This is a genomic window from Micromonospora sp. NBC_00389, assembly GCF_036059255.1.
In the GTDB taxonomy this organism is placed as follows: Bacteria; Actinomycetota; Actinomycetes; order Mycobacteriales; family Micromonosporaceae; genus Micromonospora.
Genome location: NZ_CP107947.1, coordinates 2,374,893 through 2,397,366 on the forward strand (window position 1 = coordinate 2,374,893; position 22,474 = coordinate 2,397,366).

The following is a 22,474-nucleotide window of genomic DNA, read 5'->3' on the forward strand; positions in this document are numbered from 1 at the left end:
GGCCGGCTTCTGCGTGGGTACGGCCGCGGTCCGCGACTCGTCGGGCTCGCTCATGCCGGCACCTCCGCCGTCTGCTGGGAGGCCACGATCTCGGCGTACGTCGGGCAGCTCTCCAGCAACTCCTCGTGTCGTCCCACTCCGACGACCCCTCCGTCCTCAAGCACGATGATCTGGTCGGCGTCGACGATCGTGGAGACCCGCTGGGCCACGATCACCACTGCGGCCTGCGCGGTGACCGGGCGCAGCGCCGCCCGCAGCCGCGCGTCGGTGCCGAGGTCGAGCGCCGAGAACGAGTCGTCGAACAGGTAGATCTCCGGCTGCCGGACCAACGCCCGGGCGATGGCCAGACGTTGCCGCTGCCCACCGGAGACCGTGCTGCCGCCCTGGGCGATCGGGGCGTCCAGCCCGCCGGGCATCTCGGCCACGAAGTCCCGGGCCTGGGCGATCTCCAGCGCCGCCCACAGCTCGTCGTCGGTGGCGTCCGGGTTGCCGTAGCGCAGGTTGCTGGCGACCGTGCCGGTGAACAGGTACGGCCGCTGCGGCACCAGGCCGATGCGCCGCCACAGCTCGTCGGGTGCCAGCTCCCGTACGTCCACACCGTCGACCAGCACCGCCCCGGCGGTGACGTCGACCAGGCGGGGAACGAGCGACAGCAGGGTGGTCTTGCCGGCACCGGTGCTGCCGATGATCGCCGTGGTGGTGCCCGGGGTGGCCCGGAAGGAGATGTCCCGCAACACCGGCTCGACCGCGCCCGGGTACTGGAAACGCACCCCGCGCAGCTCCAGTTCGGCCCGGGTGGGCAGCTCGGTGACCGGGTCGGCGGCGGGGACCACCGACGAGTCGGTGTCCAGCACCTCGATGATCCGCTCGGAGCAGACCGCGGCCCGGGGCACCATCATCAGCATGAAGGTGGCCATCATCACGGCCATCAGGATCTGCATCAGGTACTGAAGGAAGGCGGTGAGCGCGCCGACCTGGATCGCACCGGCGTCAACCCGCTGCGCGCCGAACCAGAGCACCGCCACGCTGGAGACGTTCAGCACCAGCATGACCACCGGGAAGATCAGGGCCAGCAGTCGGCCGGTACGCAGCGCGGTGGCGGTCAGGTCGGCGTTGGCGACGCCGAAGCGATCCGTCTCGTACGGCTCGCGGACGAAGGCGCGGACCACCCGAATGCCGGTGATCTGCTCGCGCAGCACGCGGTTGACCGTGTCGATCCGGGTCTGCATCAGCCGGAACCCCGGGACCATCCGGCGGATGATCGCGCTGAGCGCGACGGCCAGCACCGGCACGCTGACCAGCATCAGCCAGGAGAGCCCGAGATCCTCCCGCAGCGCCATGAACACGCCGCCGACGCTCATGATCGGTGCGGCGACGAGCATGGTGCAGCTCATCAGCACGAGCATCTGCACCTGCTGCACGTCGTTCGTGTTGCGGGTGATCAGCGACGGCGCGCCGAACCGGGCCACCTCGCGGGCGGAGAAGCGGTTGACGTGCCCGAACAGCGACGCGCGGACGTCCCGACCGAAGCCCATCGCGATCCGCGCGCCCAGGTAGACCGCCGCGATCGAGCAGATGATCTGGATCAGGCTGACCAGCAGCATCCAGCCGCCGGTGCGCACGATGTAGTCGGTGTCGCCGCGGGCCACGCCCTGGTCGATGATGTCGGCGTTGAGGCTGGGCAGGTAGAGCGAGGCCATGGTGCCCACGAACTGGAGCAGCACGACCGCCGTCAACGGTTGGTGGTAGGGACGCAGATGATTGCGCAACAGTCGGATCAGCACGACGGATCCTTCGGTTCGTTGTCACGTCCGGCCATCCGCGGGTCGTCCCCGCTGCCGATGACCTCGAGCAGGAATTCGCGGATGACCTGGGCCTTCGCCGGGTCGGCGTCGACCGAGGTGAGCGGAATTCCGGAGTGCATCAGCGTGGTGAGCGCCGCCACCCGCTCTCGCCCAGCGGGCGTGATGGCGAGCCGGACGCTGCGCCGGTCGCTCTCGTCGCGCTGCCGCTCGACCAGCCCGTCGCGGGCCAGCGTGTCCACGATGCCGGTCAGGGTCGCCGGGCGCACGAAGCCCTTTTCGGCGACCTTCCGGTGGGGCAGCTCGCCGTGTCGGGCGAGCGTCATCAGCGTCACCATGCCAGCCTGGGTGAGGCCGTGCTCCTCGGCGAGGTAGCGGTTCCACCGCTGCCCGACCAGGTGCCCGGCCACCACCACCAGCCGGCCGAGCGGCACATCCTGGAGTGAGACGAGTTCCACGGAAGGCAGGTTAGCCCCCTGATAGTCAGGGGCCAAATGAAATAACCGCCGCAGTAGCCACGAACGCGATCTGCAGGGCGGTGCGCGGGCCGAGCGGGGTGACCGGCTTCCCGCCCAGGGTCAGCCCTCGGCGGGCGGCCGAGACGTTGGCCGGGAACATCGCGAGCATGAGAAGGCCGAGCCCGGCCGCGGCCAGGCGGGCGGTCGCCGGCACCAGCAGGCCGACCGCGCCGACCAGTTCCAGTACGCCGGTCAGGGTGACCAGCAGGGCCGGCCTGGGCAGGGCGGGCGGGACCATCGCGATCAGGCCGGCGCGCCGCTGGCCGACGAAGTGCGCGACGCCGGTCAACACGAACATCAGGGCCAGCCCGACCCGTAGTGCGGGGTGCCAGCCGTCCAGTGCGGTGATGCCGGCCAGGCCGGCCAGGCGGGCCAGTGCGGTGCCGACCACCAGGGCGATCAGGGGTGCCATCGAATCCTCCTCGGGAAAACTTGTCAGTGACAAGATTGCCGCCTGGGCCGGCATCTTGTCAATGGCAAGATATGATTCGGGCATGACCGAAACGCGCGCGTACCACCACGGCGACCTGCGCCATGCCCTGCTCGCCGCTGCGGTGGAGGCGATCGAGGAGGTCGGGCCGGCCGCGTTGAGCCTGCGCGACCTGGCCCGCAGGGCCGGCGTCTCGCATGCCGCGCCCGCGCACCACTTCGGCGACAAGGCGGGTCTGCTCACCGCGCTGGCAGCCCAGGGCTTCGACCTGTTGGCGCAGACGCTGGTCAGGGCGGGTGACGACATGTTGGCGGCCGGTGTCGCGTACGTCGACTTCGCCGTCCAACGCCGGGCGCACTTCGAGGTGATGTTCCGGCCCGAGCTCTACCGGGCCGACGACGCCGAGTTGGTCGCCGCGCAGGGGCAGGCCCGGGCCGCACTGCGGGCCGGGGTGGGCGCACTGCCCGCCCGTGGCGCGCCCGCCGATGCCGACCGGGACTCGCTCGCGGCCTGGTCGATCGCGCACGGCTTCGCGACCCTCTGGCTGGCGGGCGCACTGCCGGACCGGGTCGGTGACGACCCGCGCGTGGCCGCCCGTGCCGTACTGCGCCGGCTCGTCAACTGACCACCACGTGGCGGCCTGCGCCGACCCTCACCAGCTGGTGGGCAGCGGCATCCCCTCGGTGTAGCCGGCGGCGCTCTGTACGCCGACGACCGCCCGCTCGTGGAACTGCGTCAGGTCCCGCGCGCCGGCATAGGTGAAGGCGCTGCGTACCCCGGCGATGATCTCGTCGATCAGGTCCTCGACGCCGGGCCTGGCCGGGTCCAGGTGCATACGGGCCGAGGAGATGCCCTCCTCGAACACCGCCTTGCGGGCCCGGTCGTACGGGCTGTCGTCGGCGGTACGGGCGCTGACCGCCCGCGCCGAGGCCATCCCGAAGCTCTCCTTGTACCGCCGGCCGTCCGCGTCCGTGTAGAGGTCACCGGGAGACTCGTAGGTGCCGGCGAACCAGGAACCGATCATGACGTTCGAGGCGCCGGCGGCGAGCGCGAGCGCCACGTCGCGCGGGTGCCGTACGCCACCGTCGGCCCAGACGTGCCGGCCGAGCTCCCGGGCCGCCGCCGAGCAGTCGAGCACGGCGGAGAACTGCGGCCGGCCCACCCCGGTCATCATCCGGGTGGTGCACATCGCCCCCGGGCCGACGCCGACCTTGATGATGTCGGCACCCGCCTCGACGAGGTCGCGTACCCCCTCGGCGGTGACCACGTTGCCGGCCGCCACCGGCACCCCCGGGTCCAGCTTGCGGACCGCCTGCAGGGCGGAGATCATCCGCGCCTGGTGGCCGTGCGCGGTGTCCACGACCAGCGTGTCCACCCCCGCCTCCAGCAGCGCGGCGGCCTTGCCGGTGACGTCCCCGTTGATCCCGATCGCGGCGGCGATCCGCAGCCGACCCCGGTCATCCACCGCCGGCGTGTAGAGGGTGGCCCGCAGCGCGCCCTGCCGGGTCAGCACCCCGACCAGCCGGCCGTCGGCGTCCACCACGGGGGCGAGTCGGCGTCGACCCGCCGAGAGCAGGTCGAAGCCGGTACGCGGGTCCGCGTCCGCCGGAACGGTGTGCAGCTCGGTGGACATCACGTGCCGCAGCTGGGCGAACCGGTCCACGCCCAGGGTGTCCGCCTCGGTGACCACGCCCATCGGTCGGCCGGCCTCGTCGACCACGATCACCGCGCCGTGCGAGCGCTTCGGCAGCAGGTGGATGGCGTCGCCCACGGTCTCGGTCGGGCCCAGGGTGATCGGTGTGTCGTAGACCAGGTGCCGCTGCTTGACCCAGGCGACGACGTTCGCCACCACCTCGATCGGGATGTCCTGCGGGATTACCGCGATCGCGCCCCGCCGGGCCACCGTCTCGGCCATCCGCCGGCCGGCGACCGCGGTCATGTTGGACACCACCAGCGGGATGGTGGTGCCGGTGCCGTCGCCGGTGGCCAGGTCGACATCGAGCCGGGAAGCCAGGTCGGAGCGGGCCGGCGCCATGAAGACGTCGGTGTAGGTCAGGTCGTGCGCGGGGACCGCGCCGTGAAGAAACCGCACCCGGCCATCATTCCTGCCTGCGGCCACCCGTGCCCCCGTCGGTGCCGCAAACCACCCCCGCAACGCCTCGCCTGCGGACAAAGCGTGCGGAAGGGGTACCCGTCAGGCGATGGTGCAGATGGCGGCACCGGCGGTGATCACGGCACCGACCTCGGCGGTGAGCCCGCTGACCGTGCCCGCCTTGTGGGCGTGCAGCGGCTGCTCCATCTTCATCGCCTCCAGGACCACCACCAGGTCGCCCTCGGCCACGGTGTCGCCGTCCGCCACCGCGATCTTGACGATGGTGCCCTGCATCGGTGAGGTGAGCGCGTCGCCGCCGACCGGGGCGCCGGCCTTGGCTCCGCCGCCGCGCCGGGTCGGCTTGCGCGCGGCTGGCGCGGCGGTGGTCGTACCCCCGACGAAGCCGGCGGGGAGGCTGACCTCCAGCCGCTTGCCACCCACCTCGACCACCACGGTCTCGCGTTCGGCCGGCGCCTCGGCGGCGCTGGCGGCCGCGGCGAACGGCGGCACGGTGTTGTGGAACTCGGTCTCGATCCACCGGGTGTGCACGGTGAACGGCTCGGCGGTGAAAGCCTCGTCCCGTACCACCAGCCGGTGGAACGGCAGCGCGGTGGCCATCCCGTCGATCACCATCTCGTCCAGCGCGCGCCGGGCCCGCTCCAGCGCCTCGGTCCGCGTCTCACCGCTGATGATCACCTTGGCCAGCAGCGAGTCGAAGTTGCCGCCGATCACGTCTCCGGCCGAGATGCCGGTGTCCACCCGTACGCCGGGGCCGGTGGGCAGCCGCAACGCGGTGACCGTGCCCGGGGCGGGCAGGAAGTTGCGGCCCGGGTCCTCGCCGTTGATCCGGAACTCGATGGAGTGCCCACGCGGCGTCGGGTCCTCGGTGATCCGCAGCTTCTCGCCGTCGGCGATCCGGAACTGCTCGCGGACCAGGTCGATGCCGGCGGTCTCCTCGGTGACCGGGTGCTCGACCTGGAGCCGGGTGTTGACCTCCAGGAAGGAGATGGTGCCGTCGGCGCCGACCAGGTACTCCACCGTGCCGGCGCCGTGGTAGCCGGCCTCGCGGCAGATCGCCTTGGCGCTGTCGTGGATCTGCGCGCGCTGAGCGTCGGTGAGGAACGGCGCGGGCGCCTCCTCGACGAGCTTCTGGTGCCGCCGCTGCAACGAGCAGTCCCGGGTGCCCACCACGATCACGTTGCCGTGCTGGTCGGCGAGGACCTGCGCCTCGACGTGCCGCGGCTGGTCCAGGTAGCGCTCGACGAAGCACTCGCCCCGGCCGAACGCCGCGACCGCCTCCCGGGTGGCCGACTCGAACAGCTGGGGGATCTCCTCCATGGTCCGGGCCACCTTGAGGCCGCGCCCGCCGCCACCGAAGGCGGCCTTGATGGCGACCGGCAGGCCGTGGTCGACGGCGAACGCCATCACCTCGTCCGGGTTGGCCACCGGGTCGGGGGTGCCGGGGACCAGCGGTGCGCCAGCACGCTGGGCGATGTGCCGGGCGGTGACCTTGTCGCCCAGGTCGCGGATGGCCTGCGGGGTGGGGCCGATCCAGGTCAGCCCGGCGTCGATGACCGCCTGGGCGAAGTCGGCGTTCTCGGACAGGAAGCCGTAGCCGGGGTGCACGGCGTCGGCGCCGGCCCGGGCGGCCACGTCGAGCAGCTTGTCGATGCGCAGGTACGTCTCGGTCGCGCTGTCCCCGCCGAGCGCGTACGCCTCGTCCGCGAGAGTGGCGTGCAGGGCGTCGCGGTCGGAGTCCGCGTAGACCGCGACACTGCCCAGGCCGGCATCGCGGCAGGCGCGGATCACCCGGACGGCGATCTCGCCGCGATTGGCGATGAGTACCTTGCGCACCTTCGTGGCTCCTCCCGGCAGGTTACTGACCGGGAGTGTATCGGCCACCCTGGTGGCCCTAACGATCGCTCAGTGTGGGATGCCGCACTGTCCCTGCCGCCTCTAGTCAAACTTGGCTAATACGCTTGTGTGGTGTCTGCGACTCGGATGATGATCCTCGGGCTGGTGCGGTGGATGCAGCCCGTGCACGGCTACGACGTGCGCCGCGAGCTGCTGAGCTGGAGCGCCGACAAGTGGGCCAACGTGCAGCCCGGGTCGATCTACCACGCGCTGCGCAAACTCACCGAGGAGGGACTGCTCCGCGCCGTCGCCACCGAGCAGGTCGGCGCCCGTCCGGCACGCACCACGTACGAGGTGACCGCCAAGGGGGAGGACGAGTTCGAGACGTTGCTGCGCAACCTCTGGTGGAACTTCAACGAGCCGACGGACCCGTTCACGGCGGCGTTCTCGTTCCTGCCCGCGATGCCGCGGTCCGAGGCGGCGGCGGCCCTGCGCAACCGGGCCAACCTGCTGCGTGCGGGCATCGAGTCGATGCGCGCCTCGCTGGAGTCGGACTGGGTGCGTAACACCAAACCGGTGCACGTCGGTTGGATGTTCGAGCTGTGGTCGGCACGGGCGGAGGCGGAGATGAGCTGGTGCGAGCGGATCGCGGAACGGATCGACTCCGGAGTGTCGTACCTGCCTGCTGAGCTGACGAACGCCGAAGGTTGGCCGCAGTGGACGGACGGCGGAGAGCCGGCCGCTCCCGACACGAAATAATCAACGTTGACCACAAAAGCTATATCGCGTTAGCCTGCTGACGGCACAGCGGGGAGTGCGCCGTCCGGCGTCGTCCCCCTTGACGGCCGGCCCGGCCGGCCCGGACGACCAGGAGCAGAGATGATCGAGACCAGGGGGCTGCGGAAGTCGTTCCGCTCCCGCGCGGGTCGAGAGACGAAAACGGTGGACGCCGTGCGGGGCGTCAACCTTGAGGTCGCCGAGGGTGAGATCTTCGGCTTCCTCGGCCCGAACGGCGCCGGCAAGACCACCACGCTGCGGATGCTCGCCACGCTGATCGAGCCGGATGGCGGCGATGCCACCATCGCCGGCGCCGACCTGCGCAAGGACCCGGCCGAGGTGCGCCGCCGGATCGGCTATGTCCCGCAGGGCGGCAGCACCTGGGACGAGTCGACCGCGCGCGAGGAGCTGGTGCTGCACGCCCGGATGTACGGCATCCGCAAGGCCGACGCGCAGCAGCGCGCCGCCCGCGCCCTGGATGCCTTCCAGCTCACGGAGTACGCCGACCGCAAGTGCAAGACCTACTCCGGCGGCCAGCGCCGGCGGGTGGAGATCGCGCTCGGCATCATCCACGAGCCGAAGATCGTCTTCCTGGACGAGCCGACCACCGGCCTCGACCCGCAGAGCCGCGCCCACATGTGGGACGAGATCCGGCGGCTGCGCAGCGACGGGATGACCGTCTTCATCACCACGCACTACCTGGACGAGGCCGACGCGCTCTGCGACCGGATCGCGATCATGGACAACGGCGAGGTGGTGGCCGAAGGCACTCCGGCCGAGCTCAAGCGGGAGATCTCCGGCGACGTGGTGTTGGTCGGCCTCGATCTGGCCGCCACCCCGCAGGCCGCCCAGGTGCTCGACGGCGAGCCGTACGTCAACAAGCTGGAGACCGCCGACGAGGGCGGCCTGCGCCTCTACGTCGAAGAGGGCGCCGTCGCCATCCCGCAGGTCCTGCGCAGACTCGACCACGCCGGGCTGGACCTGCGCTCGATCGAGCTGCACCGGCCCAGCCTGGACGACGTCTTCCTGACCAAGACCGGCCGCTCGCTGCGCGAGTCCTGACCACCCGGAGACGACTCATGAAATTCGCCCGTGACACCTGGCTGATCTTCGAGCGGCAGACCCAGCTGCTGCTGCGCAACCCGGTCTGGGTCTTCGTCGGCGTCTTCCAGCCGGTGATGTACCTGCTGCTCTTCGCCCCGCTGCTCAAGCCGGCGCTGAACGCGCCCACCCAGGCCGCCGCCTACAAGATCTTCGTACCCGGTCTGCTGGTGCTGCTGGCCATCTTCGGCGGCCTGTTCCAGGGCTTCGGCCTGATCGCCGAGCTGCGCGCCGGGGTCATCGAACGCTCCCGGGTCACCCCGATCAGCCGGCTCGCACTGCTGCTCGGCCGCTCGCTGCGCGACGTGGTCTCGCTCCTCGCGCAGGCGGTCATCATCACCCTGCTGGCGCTCCTGTTCGACCTGCGGGTGTTCATCGGGGACCTGCTGTTGGCGTACCTGATGCTCGCCCTGATCGCGCTGATGACCTCGGCCGTCTCGTACGGCGTCGCGCTCAAGGTCAAGAGCGAGGATGCGCTGGCCCCGCTGATGAACACGGTGGCTCAGCCGGTGCTGCTGCTCTCCGGCATCCTGCTGCCGCTCACCTTCGCGCCCGGCTGGTTGCAGGGCATCGCCGACTGGAACCCGTTCTCCTGGGCGGTCGACGGCACCCGGGCGCTGTTCGCCGGCGACCTGGGCAGCGACAAGGTCTGGCAGGGCCTGACCATCACCACGGTGCTCGCCGCGGCGGGGGTCGTCTGGGCCGCCCGCCAGTTCGCCCGCAGCGTGCGCTGACGCGACCCAGTTCCTGGATATCGGGGTGTCCTTCGCACGTGGACACCCCGATATCCGCGTTCAGCGGTTGTCGCCGTTCAGCGCACCCGGGCGAGCGTCAGGCCGTCCGCGACCGGCAGCATCACCGGGTCGACCCGCACGTCGGCCAGCACCTCGTCGTTGAAGGCGGCGATGGCACGGTCGGCTTCGTTCTGCGGCGCGATCACCCGGCCGCCGCGCAGCACGTTGTCGACGGCGATCACCCCACCCGGACGCATCCGGGGCACCAACTCCGCCCAGTAGACCGGGTACCCGGTCTTGTCCGCATCGATGAACGCGAAGTCCAGGTACCGCTCGTGCGGCAGCTCCCGCAGCCTGTCCCCGGCCGGGCCGATACGCAGGTCGATCCGGTCCTGCACGCCGGCCCGAGCCCAGTAGCGCCGGGCGATGCCGGTGAACTCCTCGGAGATGTCGAAGCAGGTCAGCCGCCCATCCTCGGGCAGTCCTCGGGCGATCGCCAACGCTGAGAGCCCGGTGAACGTGCCGACCTCGACCGCCTGCCGCGCGTCGAGCAGCCGGGTGAGGAAGGTCAGGAACGCGGCCTGTTCCGGGGCCACCTGCATGGTGGCGTGCTCCGGGAGCACCGACCGGGTCTCCTCGGCCAGGTCCCGGATGATCTCGTCGGGCGGAGAGCCGTGCGCGACCAGGTACGCGTGCAGCTCGTCGGTGAGCGGGATCGACTTGGTGGTCATGACCGGACGTTACCGAGTGGCTCGATCGTCTGGCCTCCGGGCGCGACCTTCGTCCACAGGTCGGTGATCCGCAGGCCCAACTCGGCGAGGAGGCGGCGCAGCAACGGCATCGAGAGCCCGACCACCGTCCCCGGGTCACCCTCGATCCGCTCCACGAACGGCCCGCCCAACCCGTCGATCGTGAACGCGCCCGCCACGGCCAGCGGCTCGCCGCTGGCCACGTACGCGGCGATCTCGTCGTCGCTGATGTCGGCGAAGTGGACGGTGGTCGAGGCGACCGCCTCCGCGCGACGCCCGGCGGCAACGTCGATCAGGCAGTGCCCACTGTGCAGAACGCCGCTGCGTCCCCGCATCCGCTGCCACCGCCGGGTGGCGTCCGCCGGGTCGGCCGGCTTGCCGAGGATCTCCCCGTCGAACGCGAGCACCGAGTCACAGCCGATCACCAACGTCCGCTGGTCGGCGGCCGGGCTCAGCCGGGTCAGCACCGCCTGCGCCTTGAGCCGAGCCAGCTCCAGGCACAGCTCTTCGGCTCGTTCGGTCACCACCAGGGATTCGTCCACCCCACTGACCAGCACGTCTGGCTCGATGCCAGCGGCTTGGAGAGACTTGCGACGGGCAGGGCTCGCCGAGGCGAGCACGAGGCGGAGCGGCAGAGATACAGACACCCGACCGACGTTACCGGCCCACCGCCCCCACGACCCGCGCACCACGACCACCCAGCCGCCCCAGCTCGCGCGCCGAACGCCTTGATCCACTCCATATCGCCGACATCGCGCTATCCCATCTCGCGGACGCCCCCAGGTCGCCGACCTTGAGTCGATCACCGTGCCGTCGACCCGTCAGCGACTGATTCGGGGTGGCGGATCGCCGCCTCGCCGCCTCCGCCGCACCACCAGCGCCCATCCGACACCGGCAGCCACGATCACCCCTAGGGTGGCCAGGCCGCGTACCGTCGCGCCGCCGTCGTCGCCCGACTGAGCGCCGGCCGTCGTAGTCGGACCACCACCGGCCGGCGCGCTCGCCGACTCAAACCCCAACGGGGGTACGTCTGCCGTCAGCGCCGCCACGAGGTCGATCACGCCATAGCCGTACTCGTCGTCGCGCCCCGGCGGCCCCTTGTCGACGGCCGTGGCCGTGAGCCGGTGCGCCACCTCCCGCGCCGGCAGGTACGGGTACTTGGATCGGATCAGCGCCGCCGCACCCGCCACGATCGCCGTCGCACTAGAGGTGCCGGTTCCCTTCGAGTACTTGCCGTCGTAGCTGGTGCTGTAGATGTCGACCGCCGGTGCGACCACGTCGATCTGCGGCCCAGTCACCGAGACGGCCGCGTGCTGTCCAGCACGGTCGACACCGCCCACGGCAATTACACCTTCTTCTGTAGCCGGATACCGCACATCGGTGTCGGGCGGCCAATTGCCCGCAGCCGCTATCACGAGAATGTTGGCGTCTTTGGCGGCCCTCAGTGCTTGCTGAAGGCGCACACTGGCTCCGGCGACGGCTGAGATGCTTATTACGTCGGCACCCCTTGCGATGGCAAACTCGATACCGGAGGCCAGGGCGTCGGGGTCGCCCTTGCCGTCAAGTGGGGTGTCAAGGATTGGAAGGATCTGTGCCTTAGGCGCAATGCCAAGGGCACCCTGATCGTTGGCTCTTCCATGTGCAGCTATTAGGCCCGCCATCGATGTCCCATGACTGTCTCGATCTTGGCGCCCATCGCCGCTACCCCCAGGGATTACGTCGGTGCCGCTTAGGAGGTTCTCACGTAGGTCAGGATGAGGGTCGACTCCTGTGTCCGGCACGGCGACGACCACCCCTGACCCTTGGCTCAACAAGTGCGCCTGCGTGATACGCAGGAACGGCAAGTGCCACTGATCGCCGCGTATAAGGTCTGGATCTTGTTGTGCTGTGAATGGACCTACGGGCAGTAGTATTGCGGCCAGGGCCAGTTTAGGAATGCTGGCCCGTAGCGGTCTATTCACCTGTTGAAGCCGATAGCTGGTCCAGGGTCGATTGGGTCATCCCTGTCCGGTGGACGGACTACCGGCGGAACGCCTTTTTCTGTCTCCCAGGGGTGGTCCGGATTCCATTGGCGGGGCTTATCTTCGGCCTCGGGCCCAACTCCCGAACGGCCTGTGTTCCCATGCAGCCCAGGTGCCCCGCCGATCGGAAGGCTGCTCGGGCTCCCATTGAAGCTGCGGCCCCCACCCGGACGGGTGCCTGCCGAACCAGTTGGTGCAGTCCCGGCACCGCCACCGCCAATGACGCCGCCGATCGGGTTGACCCTTCTAGGGGAACCAGAGTTGTTGACCGCCTGGCCCGGGCTCAGGCCTGGGACTCCCCCGATCAAGCCTCCAGTTGTAGGGGTCGAACGAGCGGGCGACCCAGGATGCGCCGCACTTCCATCGGAACCTCCACTGACCGCCCTTCCGGTTACCCCATGCTGGGTCGTCCGGGGGTTCGGCAACGGCGGCGAACCCGCAGAAGCAGGAGGCAGCGTTGGCGTTAGCCCATGCCCCGGCCCAATAGTGGCTGGTGGACCAACCGTTCCCGCTGTCTGAATGCTGGGCGGCGTTGTGATGGGAGGCGCGTTGAGTCCAGCGGCAGCCCCGCCGAGCACTGGGCCCATCGCTGGCGCCGCTGGCGCCGGAATCGGCCGTGCAGCGGTCGCACTAGGCGCGTCGATGGTCGTGGGAATAGTCAGTGGAACCGGCATGATCGGCGGAATAGCGGGCGGGGCAAACCCGCCGTACACGTCGGGGTCGTCTGGCTGCCTCGCGCTCTTCGGCGCTGCGGGTGGTTTTTGGAGGGTGGCTTGGGCTTGTTGGAGTTCGCCACTGAGGTTGAACATCATGGCGCGCGCCTGCACGTTCAGCCGTTCCAACTCGACGTCGGTCACCGGTGATGCCGTGACCCGGCTGCCCATGATCGCCTTCGGGTCGGCGGCCGTCGCCTCGTACGCCTGCTTCTGCTGAAGTTTGGTCGCGTACTCCTCGTAAACCTTGCGGAGTTCGGCGCGGGTGGTGCCGATGGCCTGGGTGGTGGCGGAGAGCGCGGTGTAGTTGGCGGCGGCGGCGTCGTGGGTGTGCCGCACCTTGTCGATCAGCTCGTCGAGCTGGACGAGGTACGTGACGGAGGCGGCGCTGGTTTCCGGCGGCCATGCCTCGGCCAGCCCGCGCCGGTAGTCCTGGAGTCGGCCGAGGTGGATCTGCGCCAGGTCGCAGACCTTGCGCCAGCCGGCGACCTGCTTCCAGTGGTTGGCGGTGTCGTGGTCCTGTAGGCACGCCCACATGCTGCTGACGTCCATCAGCTGCCAGTCGGTGAGGCCGGAGGTGCGGCCGCTGCCCCGTTCGATCACGGTAGGACCACCGGCCTCTCGCTGTCCGGGCTGGTCGGGTCGGTCAGCGTCGGCGTCGGGCCGCCAGGCAGGACGGTGCCCGGGTCGGTGAGGGCCCGCTGGACGTCCACCACCCGGGCGGCGGAGAAGACGTCGGTGTCGGCGTACTGGGTGGCGACCCGGGCGACGGCGGCCAGGTGGCCGGTGGCACCTCGGACCGCGTACACCATGTCGGTGGTGGCCTGTTGTGTCTCGTGATGGGCGTGCAGGAAGGTGACCAGCTCGATGAAGGCGTCGCAGGGGTTGGGCACCTTCGCGGACATGTCGTCGGCGATGTACGACAGGTGTGGCGCGTAGTTGCTCTCGACCTCGGCGGCGAGCCGGTCGGCGAACTCCCGGAGCTGACGGATGTCGGCCTCGATGCCGCCGTAGTTGCGCAGCCAGGGCGTGGGGCGGTCTTCTTCGGGGATCATTGATCCTCCCTACCCGTTACTGCACCGTTTCCCTGAGTGAGATTAACGGCTGGGAGCGACGCTGACAGCCCCCGTACGGCGGGTCGGGTCAGCGGGGCAGGCCGGCGGAGCGCCACCCGCCCGGACCGGCCGCGAGCGCCGTGCCGGCCGGTCGACCGCTGCGGGCCCAGACGGAGGGGTTCACTCGCGCGGGGGCGACGGCCGGGCGGGATCGGACGACGATCGCACCGATCAGGGCGGCCAGCTCCTCGGCGGTGGGCACGCCGCGGACGACCCGGAACAGGGGCTCTTCGGCAGACATGACGCCAGGGTACGCGGCGCGAAGTTGTGGGGAACGCAGAGTGGCGTGCCGGCGGTGTGAGGGTCGGGCCCTCCGGGTACCGTCTCACCGATGTCGAACGCGCTTCCCCAACTTGTCGCTGACCGATACCGGCTTCTGTCGCCGCTCGGCCAGGGCGGCATGGGTCGGGTGTGGAAAGCGCGCGACGAGGTGCTGCACCGGGACGTCGCCATCAAGGAGTTGGTGCCACCTCCCGGCCTCACCGACGAGGAGCGCCGCGAGATGCGGGAGCGCTCGCTGCGGGAGGCTCGGGCCATCGCCCGGCTCAACCACGTCAATGTCGTCCGCATCTTCGACGTCCTCCGCACTGATGGCGACCCGTGGATCGTCATGGAGTACGTGGCGTCGAGGTCGTTGCAGGACACTCTCGCCGAGGACGGGCCGGTGTCGCCGGCCCGCGCGGTCGAGATCGGGCTCGGCGTGCTGGGCGCCCTCAACGCGGCGCACAAGGCCGGCGTCATGCACCGCGACGTCAAGCCCGGCAACGTTCTGCTCGGCGACGACGGCCGGGTGGTGTTGACCGATTTTGGACTCGCCACCATTCCGGGCGACCCGAACGTCACCCGCACCGGCATGGTGCTCGGTTCGCCGGCGTACATCTCGCCGGAGCGGGCCCGGGACGGCACCGCCGGGCCGGAGGCCGACCTGTGGTCGTTGGGCGCGACGCTCTACGCCGCCGTGGAGGGCAAGTCGCCGTACGCCCGGCCGTCGGCGATCGGCACGCTGGCCGCGTTGGCCACCGAGCCGATGCCGCCGCCGAAGAACGCCGGCCCGCTCAAGGCCGTGCTCAACGGGCTGCTGCGCAAGGACCCGAACGAGCGGATCAACGCTGAGGTGGCCGAGCGGCTGCTGCGCCGCGCCGGGGGCAAGCGGGCACGCAGCATCTCGCTGCTGGATGGCGTACGCCGGCCGGGGCCGAACGGTCCGCGCGAGCCGCGCCCGCCACACGTGCCGGTCCCGCGGCCCGCCGAGAATCACGCCGACCAGCCGGTGTCGCCACCTGCGCCGCGTACCCCGCCACCAGCGGCCGTTGCCGCGACCCCCGCTGTCGACGCCACGCCGACTGCCGTGGTGCCCTCCGGGGCGGACGCTGACCCGACCGAGACGGTGCCGGCCGACGACCCGACCGCCGCGGACGAACGCCCGGCGACCTCCGACGCCGAGCCCACCGCGAGCGTCGCGGTTCCGGGCAACACACCCGCCAACGGTACGAGGGCGGCCGACGACGACGAGCCGACCGTGGTCGACGGTCCGCCGGTGGCGCCGGAGCAGCGCAGGCCGACCACGCCGACGGCGGTCATGGCGGCTGCGGTCGACCCGGTCGGGCGCGCGGCAGTGCCGCCGTCCGACGGTACGAAGCCGAACAACACCCGACGCAATCTGCTGATCGGGGCCGTGGTGGCCCTGCTGCTCATCGGCCTCGCGGTGATCGTGCCGCTGCTCGGCAACGAGGACGAGACCCCGGAGGCCGGCCCGACCGGGGCGGCCGGGACCTCGGCGCCGCAGACCGCCGCGCCGGCGGTGCCCCCGCCCGCCAGCGGCGCTCCCAGCCCGAGGCCGTCGGCCACTCCTTCGGTCGACCCGAACGCGCTGCCGCCAGGCTGGAAGCTGTACAGGGACCCGGCCGGGTTCGCCCTGCCGCTGCCCGACGGCTGGGTGCGCCAGCAGGTCGACGGCAGCACGGTTGTCTTCGACCAGTCCAACGGGCCGGGCGAGCTGCTCGTGCAGTGGACCAGCAGGCCGGCACCGGACGCGGTCAGTGACTGGCGGGACAAGGAGCCGGACCGCAGGAAGTTCGTCAACAACTACCAGTACATCGACATCAAGCGGTGCGACTTCTGGAAGACCTGCGCGGACTGGGATTGGCTGGAGACCCGTGACGGGACCCGGATCCACGTCCGTAACCGGGGCTTCGTGACGGCCACCAACCGCGGGTACGCCATCCGGTGGGAGGTCGCCGACAAGGACTGGCAGGCCAACCTGCCGAACTTCGAGCGGATCGCCACCGGGTTCGTGCCCGACCGCAAGGACTGAGCCGCGGGATTCGCGCCGGTACGGAACTGATTCGCATGACCTTCCGTCGTCTGGGGTATCTGACCTTCGACGACGGAAGGAGGTACGACATGGGTTACCGACGGAGGGATGCGCGGCCCCGGCTGGCACTGTGGATGCTCGTCGCACTCGGCGACGCGGTCCTGCTGCTGGTCAGCGTGGGGATCTCGGCGCTCATCGCACTGCTCAGCGTCGTGGCCGTTGCCGTCTGCGGCGTGGGCGCCTGGCGGCTGAGCCGGAGATCGACCCTGGCGCGCGAGGACGCTCCCGTGGTGGTTCCGGCGATGAGTCGGCGGCGGGCCTGACCCGTACCGGCCCAGTGGCGGCAGCCGGACCGATTGTCGACCGTGAGGTGACAGCCGATCCCGCTGCCGCCAACTGCCTCCCCAGGCGGATCGGGCGGAGCGGCGCGGATCAGGCCGTGTTGTTGGCCAGCGCGATCAGCCGGGTGCGGTCGCCGTTCCAGTAGTTGCGGTCCACGTTGCCGCTGATCCCGGAGACGGCGCCGGTGCTGGTGTACTGCCAGAAGCTCCACACTGGCGCACCCGCCGGCAGGGCACCCGGCGTGCTCGCCCAGCGGGCCAGCCAGAGCGGGTGGTTCGCCCACGGGCCGGTCCAACTGCCGGTGCACTGGTTCCAGAAGCTGGCCGTGGTGTAGATGACCGCGTAGCGGCCGGTGCGGGAGCGGTAGGTGTTTAGGAAGTCCTGCACCCAGTTGCGCATCCCGGTGGTGCTGAGCCCGTAGCAGTAGCCGCCGGCGTACGGGTTGGCTTCCAGGTCCAGCGCGGCGGGGAGCGTCCGGCTGTCGGCCGACCAGGCGCCGCCGTTGGAGGCCAGGTAGTTGGCCTGGGTCGAGCCGGCGGAGATGTTCGGCCGGGCAAAGTGGTACGCCCCGCGGATCACCCCGGCGTTGTACGCGTTGACGTAGTTCGCGTTGAAGCGTGGGTCCTTGTAGCTGGTGCCCTCGGTCGCCTTGATGAACGCGAACTGGATGCCGGAGTTGCGGACGCTGGTCCAGTTGATGGAGCCCTGGTAGTTGGACACGTCGATGCCCGGCGTGGTGGCTGCCGCCGCCGGTCCAGCGGTCGCGACCAGGGCCGCCGCCGCGGTGGCGAGCACGGTGAGGCCGGCCGCGAGCACGCGGCGCAGCGATGATCTGGTACGGGCCATGGCTGCCTCCAAGGACGTCGGTCTATTGACGTCCATCTTTGGAGGTAACTGCCCTAGATCACAAGAGTGGTTAAGAAAAGCTTCATCAACGGGCGTAAGTCGTCCCGGTGACCGGAGCGGAACGATCAGCGCAGGGCCCGGGGCACTGAACGGCACCGGTAGGCTCGCGCCCCATGATGTCGATCGACGGGCTGGGCGACCTGTGGGACACGCTGTTCGGCGCGCAGCCGGACCCGCCCCCGCTGCTGGTGCTGATCACCGCGGTCGTCGCGCTGGTGGTGGTATCCACCCGGCTGCCGTGGCGGATCGCCCGTAACGCGATCACCATCGCGCACGAGGGCGGGCACGCACTGGTCGCCCTGCTCACCGGTCGCAAGCTGCGGGGCATCCGGCTGCACTCGGACACCTCCGGCCTCACGCTCTCCGCCGGCCGGCCCAGCGGGCCGGGCATGATCCTCACCCTGCTGGCCGGCTACGTCGCCCCGCCGTTGGTCGGGTTGGCCGGTGCCTGGCTGCTCGGCGGCAACCGGATCACCCTGCTGCTCTGGGTCGCGGTGGTGCTGTTGCTCGCCATGCTGGTCATGATCCGCAACGCCTTCGGCGTGGTGTCGCTGCTGGTCACCGGTGCGCTGGTGCTCGCCGTCTCGTGGTACGCCACCCCGCAGGTGCAGGCCGCGTTCGCGTACACCGGGGTGTGGTTCCTGCTGCTCGGCGGGGTACGGCCGGTGGTGGAGCTGCAACGGCTGCGCTCGCGTGGCCGGATGCCCGCCTCCGACGCCGACCAGCTCGCCGGGCTCACCCCGTTCCCGGCGTTCTTCTGGGTGACCTTCTTTGCCCTGGTCAACCTGGTAGCGCTCGTCGCCGGCGCACTGCTGCTCGCCGGCCCGATCCTCACCGACGCCGGCCTGACCGGCTGACCGCCAGGGCGCCGCACGGGAGCGAGCACCGGGACCACCTCGCTGGGCGGGCAGAATGAGGCCATGCGATACGTGATCATCGGGGCGGGCGCGGTCGGCGGGACCATCGGCGTACGGCTGTCCCAGGCCGGCCGGGACGTGACCCTGGTGGCCCGGGGCGCGCACCTGGACGCGATTCGCGCGCGGGGCCTGACCCTGCGCCAGCCCGACGGCGAGGTCACCGCCCGGCTCGCCGCCGTGGACGGACCAGGTGACCAGCCGCTGCCGGCCGACACGGTGCTGATCCTCACCGTCAAGTCGCAGGACACCGCTGGCGCGCTGGCGGCCTGGGTCGACGCGCCGGTGGCCGGCGGCGGCACGGCGGGCGAGCGGCTGCCGCTGGTCACCGCGCAGAACGGGGTCGCGAACGAGCGGGCCGCGCTGCGGCTCTTCGCCGACGTGCACCCGGTCTGCGTCTGGCTGCCGGCCACCCACCTGGATCCGGGCGTGGTGGTGGCGAACGGCTACCCGCACCCCGGGATGCTGCACGTCGGGCGGTACCCGACCGGTGCCGACGACACCGATCGGGCGATCGCCGCGGACCTGGCCGCCGCCGGCTTCGTCGCCCCGGTCCGCGCGGACGTGCTGCGCTGGAAGTACGGCAAGCTGCTCAACAACCTCGGCAACGGCCTGCAGGCGCTGCTCGGTCGGGACATCCCGGAGGCGCTGTCCGAGCGGGTACGCGCCGAGGGCCTCGCCGCGTTCGCCGCCGCGAGCATCGCGCACACCTCGCCCGAGGAGGAGAAGGCCGAACGCGGCGACCTGGTCCAGCAGCGCCCAGTGGCCGGTGCGGAGCGCTCCGGCGGCTCCACCTGGCAGAGCCTCGCCCGAGGCGCCGGCTCCACCGAGGTCGACCACCTCAACGGGGAGATCGCGCTGCTGGGCCGGCTGCACGGCGTACCGACGCCGGCCAACGTGGCCGTGCAGCGCGCGGTGCGCCGAGCGGTCCGGGAGCGGATCGCGGCCGGTGCGTTCCCGCTCGCCGAGCTGGAGAAGATGATCGCCTGATCGGGGCAACCGACGACCCTGCCCGACGCGTGTTCCCTGCGACCGACACGGGGAGGTAGCGGGTGCCGGACGTCGACGGGTTCGACGAGTTCTACCGCGGCAGCCGACAACGGCTGCTCGGTTTCGTCTACGTGCTCACCGGCGATCGGGTCGAGGCGCAGGACGCCGTGCAGGAGGCGTACATCCGGGCGTGGCAGCGCTGGTCGACGGTCAGCCGGTACGACGAGCCGGAGGCGTGGGTGCGGGTGGTGGCCAGCCGGATCGCGGTCAGCCGGTGGCGCAGCCTGCGCAGCCGCGCCCGCGCGTACCTGCGGCACGGGGCCACCACCGAAGCCGTTCCCGGCCCGGGCACCGACACCGTCGAGGTGGTCGCCGCGCTGCGCCGGCTGCCCGAGGAGCAACGCACCGCCATCGCCCTGTACTACCTGGTCGGCATGCCGGTCGCCGAGGTGGCGCGGGAGACCGATGCACCGGTCGGCACGGTAAAGGCCCGACTCTCCCGGGGGCGCGCCGCGCTCGCCGGTCTGCTCGCCGTCTCTGATCTGGAGGAGGCTACCGATGCGTGACGACCTGGCATTCATCGAGCGGGTCCACCGGGACCTGGGGGATGTGCGGTGGCCAGAGCCGCAGGAGATCCGGGCGCGGGCCCGGCGACGCAGCCGACGTGCCGCCGTGGCGGCGACGGTCGTGTTGACGCTCGCGGGCGTGTCGGCCTTCGTGGTGACCGCAGGCGGGAGGGAGTTGGCACCGCCTCAGGTGGCGGCCTCGGCCTCCCCGAACGCACCCGCCCGTGGCGAGATCACCGCCGACTCCCTGGTGCAGCCGGCCGATCTGGCCCAGCCGGCGCAGGTGCAGCTCAGCCAGTCGGGGCTGGGGGAGCCGGTCCTCATCGAGGACGTGCTGGGTTACTGCCGGCAGAGCCGGGGGATGACACCCGTCTGGGAGACGTCCCGCTGGTCACGATCGCAGACCCTGCTGCGGGAAGGCCCTGATGGTGCCGCCCTCACCCCCACCGACGTGCTGCTCAGTCAGGACCTGTACCGGGTGACGCCGGATGCGGCGGAGTCGTTCTTCGGCGACCTCGACCGGCGGGTGGCACCCTGCGCCGAATGGCGCAGCGTCGGGCCCTACGAGGTGGCCGGAAGCACGGGTACCGGCGAGGCGGTGCACCGCTGGGCGGTGGTCCAGCGAGGCTTCGCGGGCGACGGAGCAGCCCTGCTGCGCCACACCGTCTCGCAGCCCCGCGATCAGATGACCGGCAAGGCCATCGGGGGTGGACCCCGGTCGACCAGCATCGCGGTGGTGCAGGTGGGCGACCTGATCGCGGTGCTCACCCTGGGCGAGGACGGCACCGAGCCGGAGCTGAGCCGCCTCGCCGAGACGGCCGCCCGCCGTATGTGCCTCGCCGCCAATCCGTCGTGCTGACGCCGGTTCTTGATCCGCGCGCGTCGCGCTCAGAGGGGGATGTTGCCGTGCTTCTTCGGGGGCAAGGTCTCGCGCTTGGTGCGCAGGACGCGTAGCGCCCGGACGATCTGGGTGCGCGTCTCGTGCGGCGGGATGACCGAGTCGATGTACCCACGCTCGGCCGCCACGTACGGGTTGGCCAGGGTGTCCTCGTACTCGGCGATCTTCTCGGCCCGGACCGCAGCCGGGTCCTCGGCGCCGGCCAGCTCGGAGCGGTAGAGGATGTTCACCGCGCCCTGCGCGCCCATCACCGCAATCTGCGCCGTCGGCCAGGCGAAGTTCAGGTCCGCGCCGAGGTGCTTGGAGCCCATCACGTCGTACGCCCCGCCGTACGCCTTGCGGGTGATCACGGTGACCTTGGGGACGGTCGCCTCGGCGTACGCGTAGATGAGCTTGGCGCCCCGGCGGATGATGCCGTCCCACTCCTGGCCGGTGCCGGGCAGGAAGCCGGGCACGTCCACGAAGGTCAGCACCGGGATGTTGAACGCGTCGCAGGTGCGGACGAACCGGGCGGCCTTCTCGGAGGCGGCGATGTCCAGCGTGCCGGCGAAGTGCATCGGCTGGTTGGCCACCACGCCGACCGGTCGTCCCTCGACCCGGCCGTAGCCGACCACGATGTTCTGCGCGTAGAGCGGCTGGACCTCGAGGAACTCCCCGTCGTCGAGGACGTGCTCGATCACCCGGTGGATGTCGTACGGCTGGTTGGCCGAGTCCGGGATCAGCGTGTCCAGTTCGCGGTCGTCGTCGCTGATCTCCAGGTCGGCAGGGGCATCGAGGACCACCGGCTCGTCGAGGTTGTTCGACGGCAGGTACGACAGCAGCGCCTTGACGTAGTCGACCGCGTCCTCCTCGTCGCTGGCGAGGTAGTGCGCGTTGCCGCTGCGCGAGTTGTGCGTGCGGGCTCCGCCCAGCTCCTCCATGCCGACGTCCTCGCCGGTCACCGTCTTGATCACGTCCGGGCCGGTGATGAACATGTGCGAGGTCTGGTCGACCATCACGGTGAAGTCGGTGACCGCGGGGGAGTAGACCGCGCCGCCGGCGCAGGGCCCCATCACCAGCGAGATCTGCGGGATGACCCCGGAGGCCCGTACGTTGCGGAAGAAGATCTCGCCGTAGAGGCCGAGGGAGACCACGCCCTCCTGGATTCGCGCCCCGCCGGAGTCGTTGATGCCGACCACCGGGCAGCCGATCTTCATGGCCAGGTCCATCACCTTGACGATCTTCTCGCCGAAGACCTCGCCGAGCGAGCCACCGAAGACCGTGAAGTCCTGGGCGAAGACGCAGACCTGTCGGCCGTCCACCGTGCCGTAGCCGGTGACCACGCCATCGCCGTACGGGCGGTTCTTCTCCAGCCCGAAGGCTGTGGACCGGTGCCGGGCCAGCTCGTCCAGCTCGACGAAGGAGCCCTCGTCGAGCAGCATCTCGATCCGCTCACGGGCGGTCTTCTTACCCCGCGCGTGCTGCTTCTCGACCGCACGCGCCGATCCGGCGTGCACCGCCTCGTCGACCCGGCGCTCCAGGTCCGCCAGCTTGCCCGCGGTGCTGTGGATGTTGGTCCCGGTCTCGGTAGTCACCCAGGGAATATAACGATGGTTCAGGCCGACGCTGCTGTGCAGTACGCCTCAATGCCGGTCCGGC

The 22,474-nt window shown here is 70.9% G+C and carries 23 protein-coding genes; 10 read left to right on the forward strand and 13 right to left on the reverse strand.

The features are described from left to right. Nucleotides 1-50: 50 nt before the first annotated feature. Genes OG470_RS11415 through OG470_RS11425 form a run of 3 tightly spaced genes read right to left on the reverse strand, consistent with a single transcriptional unit; the run spans nt 51 to nt 2,732 of the window. Entirely contained in the window at nt 51-1,784 is a 1,734-nt protein-coding gene (locus OG470_RS11415; RefSeq protein WP_328423453.1) for an ABC transporter ATP-binding protein, read from the reverse strand. Continuing rightward, nucleotides 1,778-2,260: a MarR family winged helix-turn-helix transcriptional regulator gene (locus tag OG470_RS11420; protein ID WP_328423455.1), complete on the reverse strand. Its 483-nt coding sequence runs from the start codon at nt 2,258-2,260 to the stop codon at nt 1,778-1,780. The genes OG470_RS11415 and OG470_RS11420 overlap by 7 nt, the downstream gene beginning before the upstream one ends. Nucleotides 2,261-2,285: 25 nt before the next feature. Then, nucleotides 2,286-2,732 (reverse strand): DoxX family protein, encoded by a 447-nt coding sequence (locus OG470_RS11425; protein ID WP_328423457.1) that lies wholly within the window; start codon nt 2,730-2,732, stop codon nt 2,286-2,288. Between the two features lie 82 nt (nt 2,733-2,814). Between OG470_RS11425 and OG470_RS11430 the strand changes: the two genes are divergently transcribed. Beyond that, nucleotides 2,815-3,375, forward strand: coding sequence for a TetR/AcrR family transcriptional regulator (locus tag OG470_RS11430; protein ID WP_328423459.1), 561 nt, complete (start codon nt 2,815-2,817; stop codon nt 3,373-3,375). A gap of 27 nt (nt 3,376-3,402) precedes the next feature. Here the strand turns inward: OG470_RS11430 and OG470_RS11435 are convergent, their stop codons facing one another. After that, nucleotides 3,403-4,842: a GuaB1 family IMP dehydrogenase-related protein gene (locus tag OG470_RS11435; RefSeq protein WP_328423461.1), complete on the reverse strand. Its 1,440-nt coding sequence runs from the start codon at nt 4,840-4,842 to the stop codon at nt 3,403-3,405. A gap of 102 nt (nt 4,843-4,944) precedes the next feature. Beyond that, nucleotides 4,945-6,696, reverse strand: coding sequence for an acetyl/propionyl/methylcrotonyl-CoA carboxylase subunit alpha (locus OG470_RS11440; RefSeq protein WP_328423463.1), 1,752 nt, complete (start codon nt 6,694-6,696; stop codon nt 4,945-4,947). Nucleotides 6,697-6,843: 147 nt separating this feature from the next. Between OG470_RS11440 and OG470_RS11445 the strand changes: the two genes are divergently transcribed. The 3 genes from OG470_RS11445 to OG470_RS11455 all read left to right on the forward strand — a co-directional run bounded on the left by OG470_RS11445 (nt 6,844) and on the right by OG470_RS11455 (nt 9,308). After that, complete coding sequence (locus tag OG470_RS11445) at nt 6,844-7,455, forward strand: PadR family transcriptional regulator (RefSeq protein ID WP_328426303.1); 612 nt, start codon at nt 6,844-6,846, stop codon at nt 7,453-7,455. A gap of 120 nt (nt 7,456-7,575) precedes the next feature. Further along, the gene (locus tag OG470_RS11450) at nt 7,576-8,535 is read left to right on the forward strand and encodes an ATP-binding cassette domain-containing protein (RefSeq protein WP_328423465.1); all 960 of its coding nucleotides are present in this window, start codon (nt 7,576-7,578) and stop codon (nt 8,533-8,535) included. A 17-nt stretch (nt 8,536-8,552) separates the two neighbouring features. Beyond that, on the forward strand, nt 8,553-9,308 hold the full coding sequence (locus OG470_RS11455) for an ABC transporter permease (protein WP_328423467.1): 756 nt from the start codon (nt 8,553-8,555) through the stop codon (nt 9,306-9,308). A gap of 77 nt (nt 9,309-9,385) precedes the next feature. Here OG470_RS11455 and OG470_RS11460 read toward each other — a convergent pair whose 3' ends face one another. From OG470_RS11460 to OG470_RS11485, 6 genes are all read right to left on the reverse strand, one after another. Then, nucleotides 9,386-10,039, reverse strand: a complete 654-nt coding sequence (locus OG470_RS11460) for an O-methyltransferase (protein ID WP_328423469.1) — start codon at nt 10,037-10,039, stop codon at nt 9,386-9,388. Continuing rightward, nucleotides 10,036-10,704, reverse strand: a complete 669-nt coding sequence (locus OG470_RS11465) for a Maf family protein (RefSeq protein WP_328423471.1) — start codon at nt 10,702-10,704, stop codon at nt 10,036-10,038. Before OG470_RS11465 ends, OG470_RS11460 begins: the two co-directional genes overlap by 4 nt. 174 nt (nt 10,705-10,878) lie before the next feature. After that, nucleotides 10,879-12,018, reverse strand: a complete 1,140-nt coding sequence (locus OG470_RS11470; RefSeq protein WP_442931099.1) for a S8 family serine peptidase — start codon at nt 12,016-12,018, stop codon at nt 10,879-10,881. Continuing rightward, entirely contained in the window at nt 12,015-13,394 is a 1,380-nt protein-coding gene (locus tag OG470_RS11475; protein ID WP_328423473.1) for a hypothetical protein, read from the reverse strand. Before OG470_RS11475 ends, OG470_RS11470 begins: the two co-directional genes overlap by 4 nt. Continuing rightward, nucleotides 13,391-13,846, reverse strand: a complete 456-nt coding sequence (locus tag OG470_RS11480) for a hypothetical protein (RefSeq protein WP_328423475.1) — start codon at nt 13,844-13,846, stop codon at nt 13,391-13,393. Before OG470_RS11480 ends, OG470_RS11475 begins: the two co-directional genes overlap by 4 nt. Before the next feature lie 88 nt (nt 13,847-13,934). Beyond that, a complete protein-coding gene (locus OG470_RS11485) occupies nt 13,935-14,147 on the reverse strand; it encodes an acyl-CoA carboxylase subunit epsilon (RefSeq protein WP_328423477.1) in 213 nt (70 codons plus the stop codon). Nucleotides 14,148-14,237: 90 nt separating this feature from the next. On the opposite strand from OG470_RS11485, the gene OG470_RS11490 reads away from it, so the two are divergent. Next, entirely contained in the window at nt 14,238-16,220 is a 1,983-nt protein-coding gene (locus tag OG470_RS11490; RefSeq protein ID WP_328423479.1) for a serine/threonine-protein kinase, read from the forward strand. Nucleotides 16,221-16,309: 89 nt separating this feature from the next. After that, the gene (locus tag OG470_RS11495) at nt 16,310-16,543 is read left to right on the forward strand and encodes a hypothetical protein (protein ID WP_328423481.1); all 234 of its coding nucleotides are present in this window, start codon (nt 16,310-16,312) and stop codon (nt 16,541-16,543) included. 109 nt (nt 16,544-16,652) lie between these two features. Here OG470_RS11495 and OG470_RS11500 read toward each other — a convergent pair whose 3' ends face one another. Then, nucleotides 16,653-17,408, reverse strand: a complete 756-nt coding sequence (locus tag OG470_RS11500) for a GH25 family lysozyme (RefSeq protein ID WP_328423483.1) — start codon at nt 17,406-17,408, stop codon at nt 16,653-16,655. Nucleotides 17,409-17,581: 173 nt separating this feature from the next. Here OG470_RS11500 and OG470_RS11505 point away from each other — a divergent pair, with 173 nt between their 5' ends. The 4 genes from OG470_RS11505 (at nt 17,582) to OG470_RS11520 (ending at nt 20,797) form a co-directional block, all read left to right on the forward strand. Then, a complete protein-coding gene (locus OG470_RS11505) occupies nt 17,582-18,325 on the forward strand; it encodes a M50 family metallopeptidase (RefSeq protein WP_328423485.1) in 744 nt (247 codons plus the stop codon). Nucleotides 18,326-18,388: 63 nt separating this feature from the next. After that, nucleotides 18,389-19,372 (forward strand): ketopantoate reductase family protein, encoded by a 984-nt coding sequence (locus OG470_RS11510; RefSeq protein WP_328423487.1) that lies wholly within the window; start codon nt 18,389-18,391, stop codon nt 19,370-19,372. A 62-nt stretch (nt 19,373-19,434) separates the two neighbouring features. After that, on the forward strand, nt 19,435-19,938 hold the full coding sequence (locus OG470_RS11515) for a SigE family RNA polymerase sigma factor (protein ID WP_328423489.1): 504 nt from the start codon (nt 19,435-19,437) through the stop codon (nt 19,936-19,938). Next, nucleotides 19,931-20,797, forward strand: coding sequence for a hypothetical protein (locus OG470_RS11520; protein ID WP_328423491.1), 867 nt, complete (start codon nt 19,931-19,933; stop codon nt 20,795-20,797). The genes OG470_RS11515 and OG470_RS11520 overlap by 8 nt, the downstream gene beginning before the upstream one ends. Before the next feature lie 29 nt (nt 20,798-20,826). Here OG470_RS11520 and OG470_RS11525 read toward each other — a convergent pair whose 3' ends face one another. Continuing rightward, nucleotides 20,827-22,410 (reverse strand): acyl-CoA carboxylase subunit beta, encoded by a 1,584-nt coding sequence (locus OG470_RS11525; RefSeq protein WP_328423493.1) that lies wholly within the window; start codon nt 22,408-22,410, stop codon nt 20,827-20,829. Nucleotides 22,411-22,474 lie beyond the last annotated feature (64 nt).

Bases quoted from the DNA above. Each gene is read 5' to 3' on its own strand.
- OG470_RS11490 (WP_328423479.1), top strand. From the start codon at position 14,238: ATGTCGAACGCGCTTCCCCAACTTGTCGCTGACCGATACCGGCTTCTG.
- OG470_RS11510 (WP_328423487.1), top strand. From the start codon at position 18,389: ATGCGATACGTGATCATCGGGGCGGGCGCGGTCGGCGGGACCATCGGC.
- OG470_RS11495 (WP_328423481.1), top strand. From the start codon at position 16,310: ATGGGTTACCGACGGAGGGATGCGCGGCCCCGGCTGGCACTGTGGATG.
- OG470_RS11505 (WP_328423485.1), top strand. From the start codon at position 17,582: ATGATGTCGATCGACGGGCTGGGCGACCTGTGGGACACGCTGTTCGGC.
- OG470_RS11450 (WP_328423465.1), top strand. From the start codon at position 7,576: ATGATCGAGACCAGGGGGCTGCGGAAGTCGTTCCGCTCCCGCGCGGGT.
- OG470_RS11430 (WP_328423459.1), top strand. From the start codon at position 2,815: ATGACCGAAACGCGCGCGTACCACCACGGCGACCTGCGCCATGCCCTG.
- OG470_RS11425 (WP_328423457.1), bottom strand. From the start codon at position 2,732: ATGGCACCCCTGATCGCCCTGGTGGTCGGCACCGCACTGGCCCGCCTG.
- OG470_RS11485 (WP_328423477.1), bottom strand. From the start codon at position 14,147: ATGTCTGCCGAAGAGCCCCTGTTCCGGGTCGTCCGCGGCGTGCCCACC.
- OG470_RS11520 (WP_328423491.1), top strand. From the start codon at position 19,931: ATGCGTGACGACCTGGCATTCATCGAGCGGGTCCACCGGGACCTGGGG.
- OG470_RS11480 (WP_328423475.1), bottom strand. From the start codon at position 13,846: ATGATCCCCGAAGAAGACCGCCCCACGCCCTGGCTGCGCAACTACGGC.
- OG470_RS11445 (WP_328426303.1), top strand. From the start codon at position 6,844: ATGATGATCCTCGGGCTGGTGCGGTGGATGCAGCCCGTGCACGGCTAC.
- OG470_RS11455 (WP_328423467.1), top strand. From the start codon at position 8,553: ATGAAATTCGCCCGTGACACCTGGCTGATCTTCGAGCGGCAGACCCAG.
- OG470_RS11460 (WP_328423469.1), bottom strand. From the start codon at position 10,039: ATGACCACCAAGTCGATCCCGCTCACCGACGAGCTGCACGCGTACCTG.
- OG470_RS11500 (WP_328423483.1), bottom strand. From the start codon at position 17,408: ATGGCCCGTACCAGATCATCGCTGCGCCGCGTGCTCGCGGCCGGCCTC.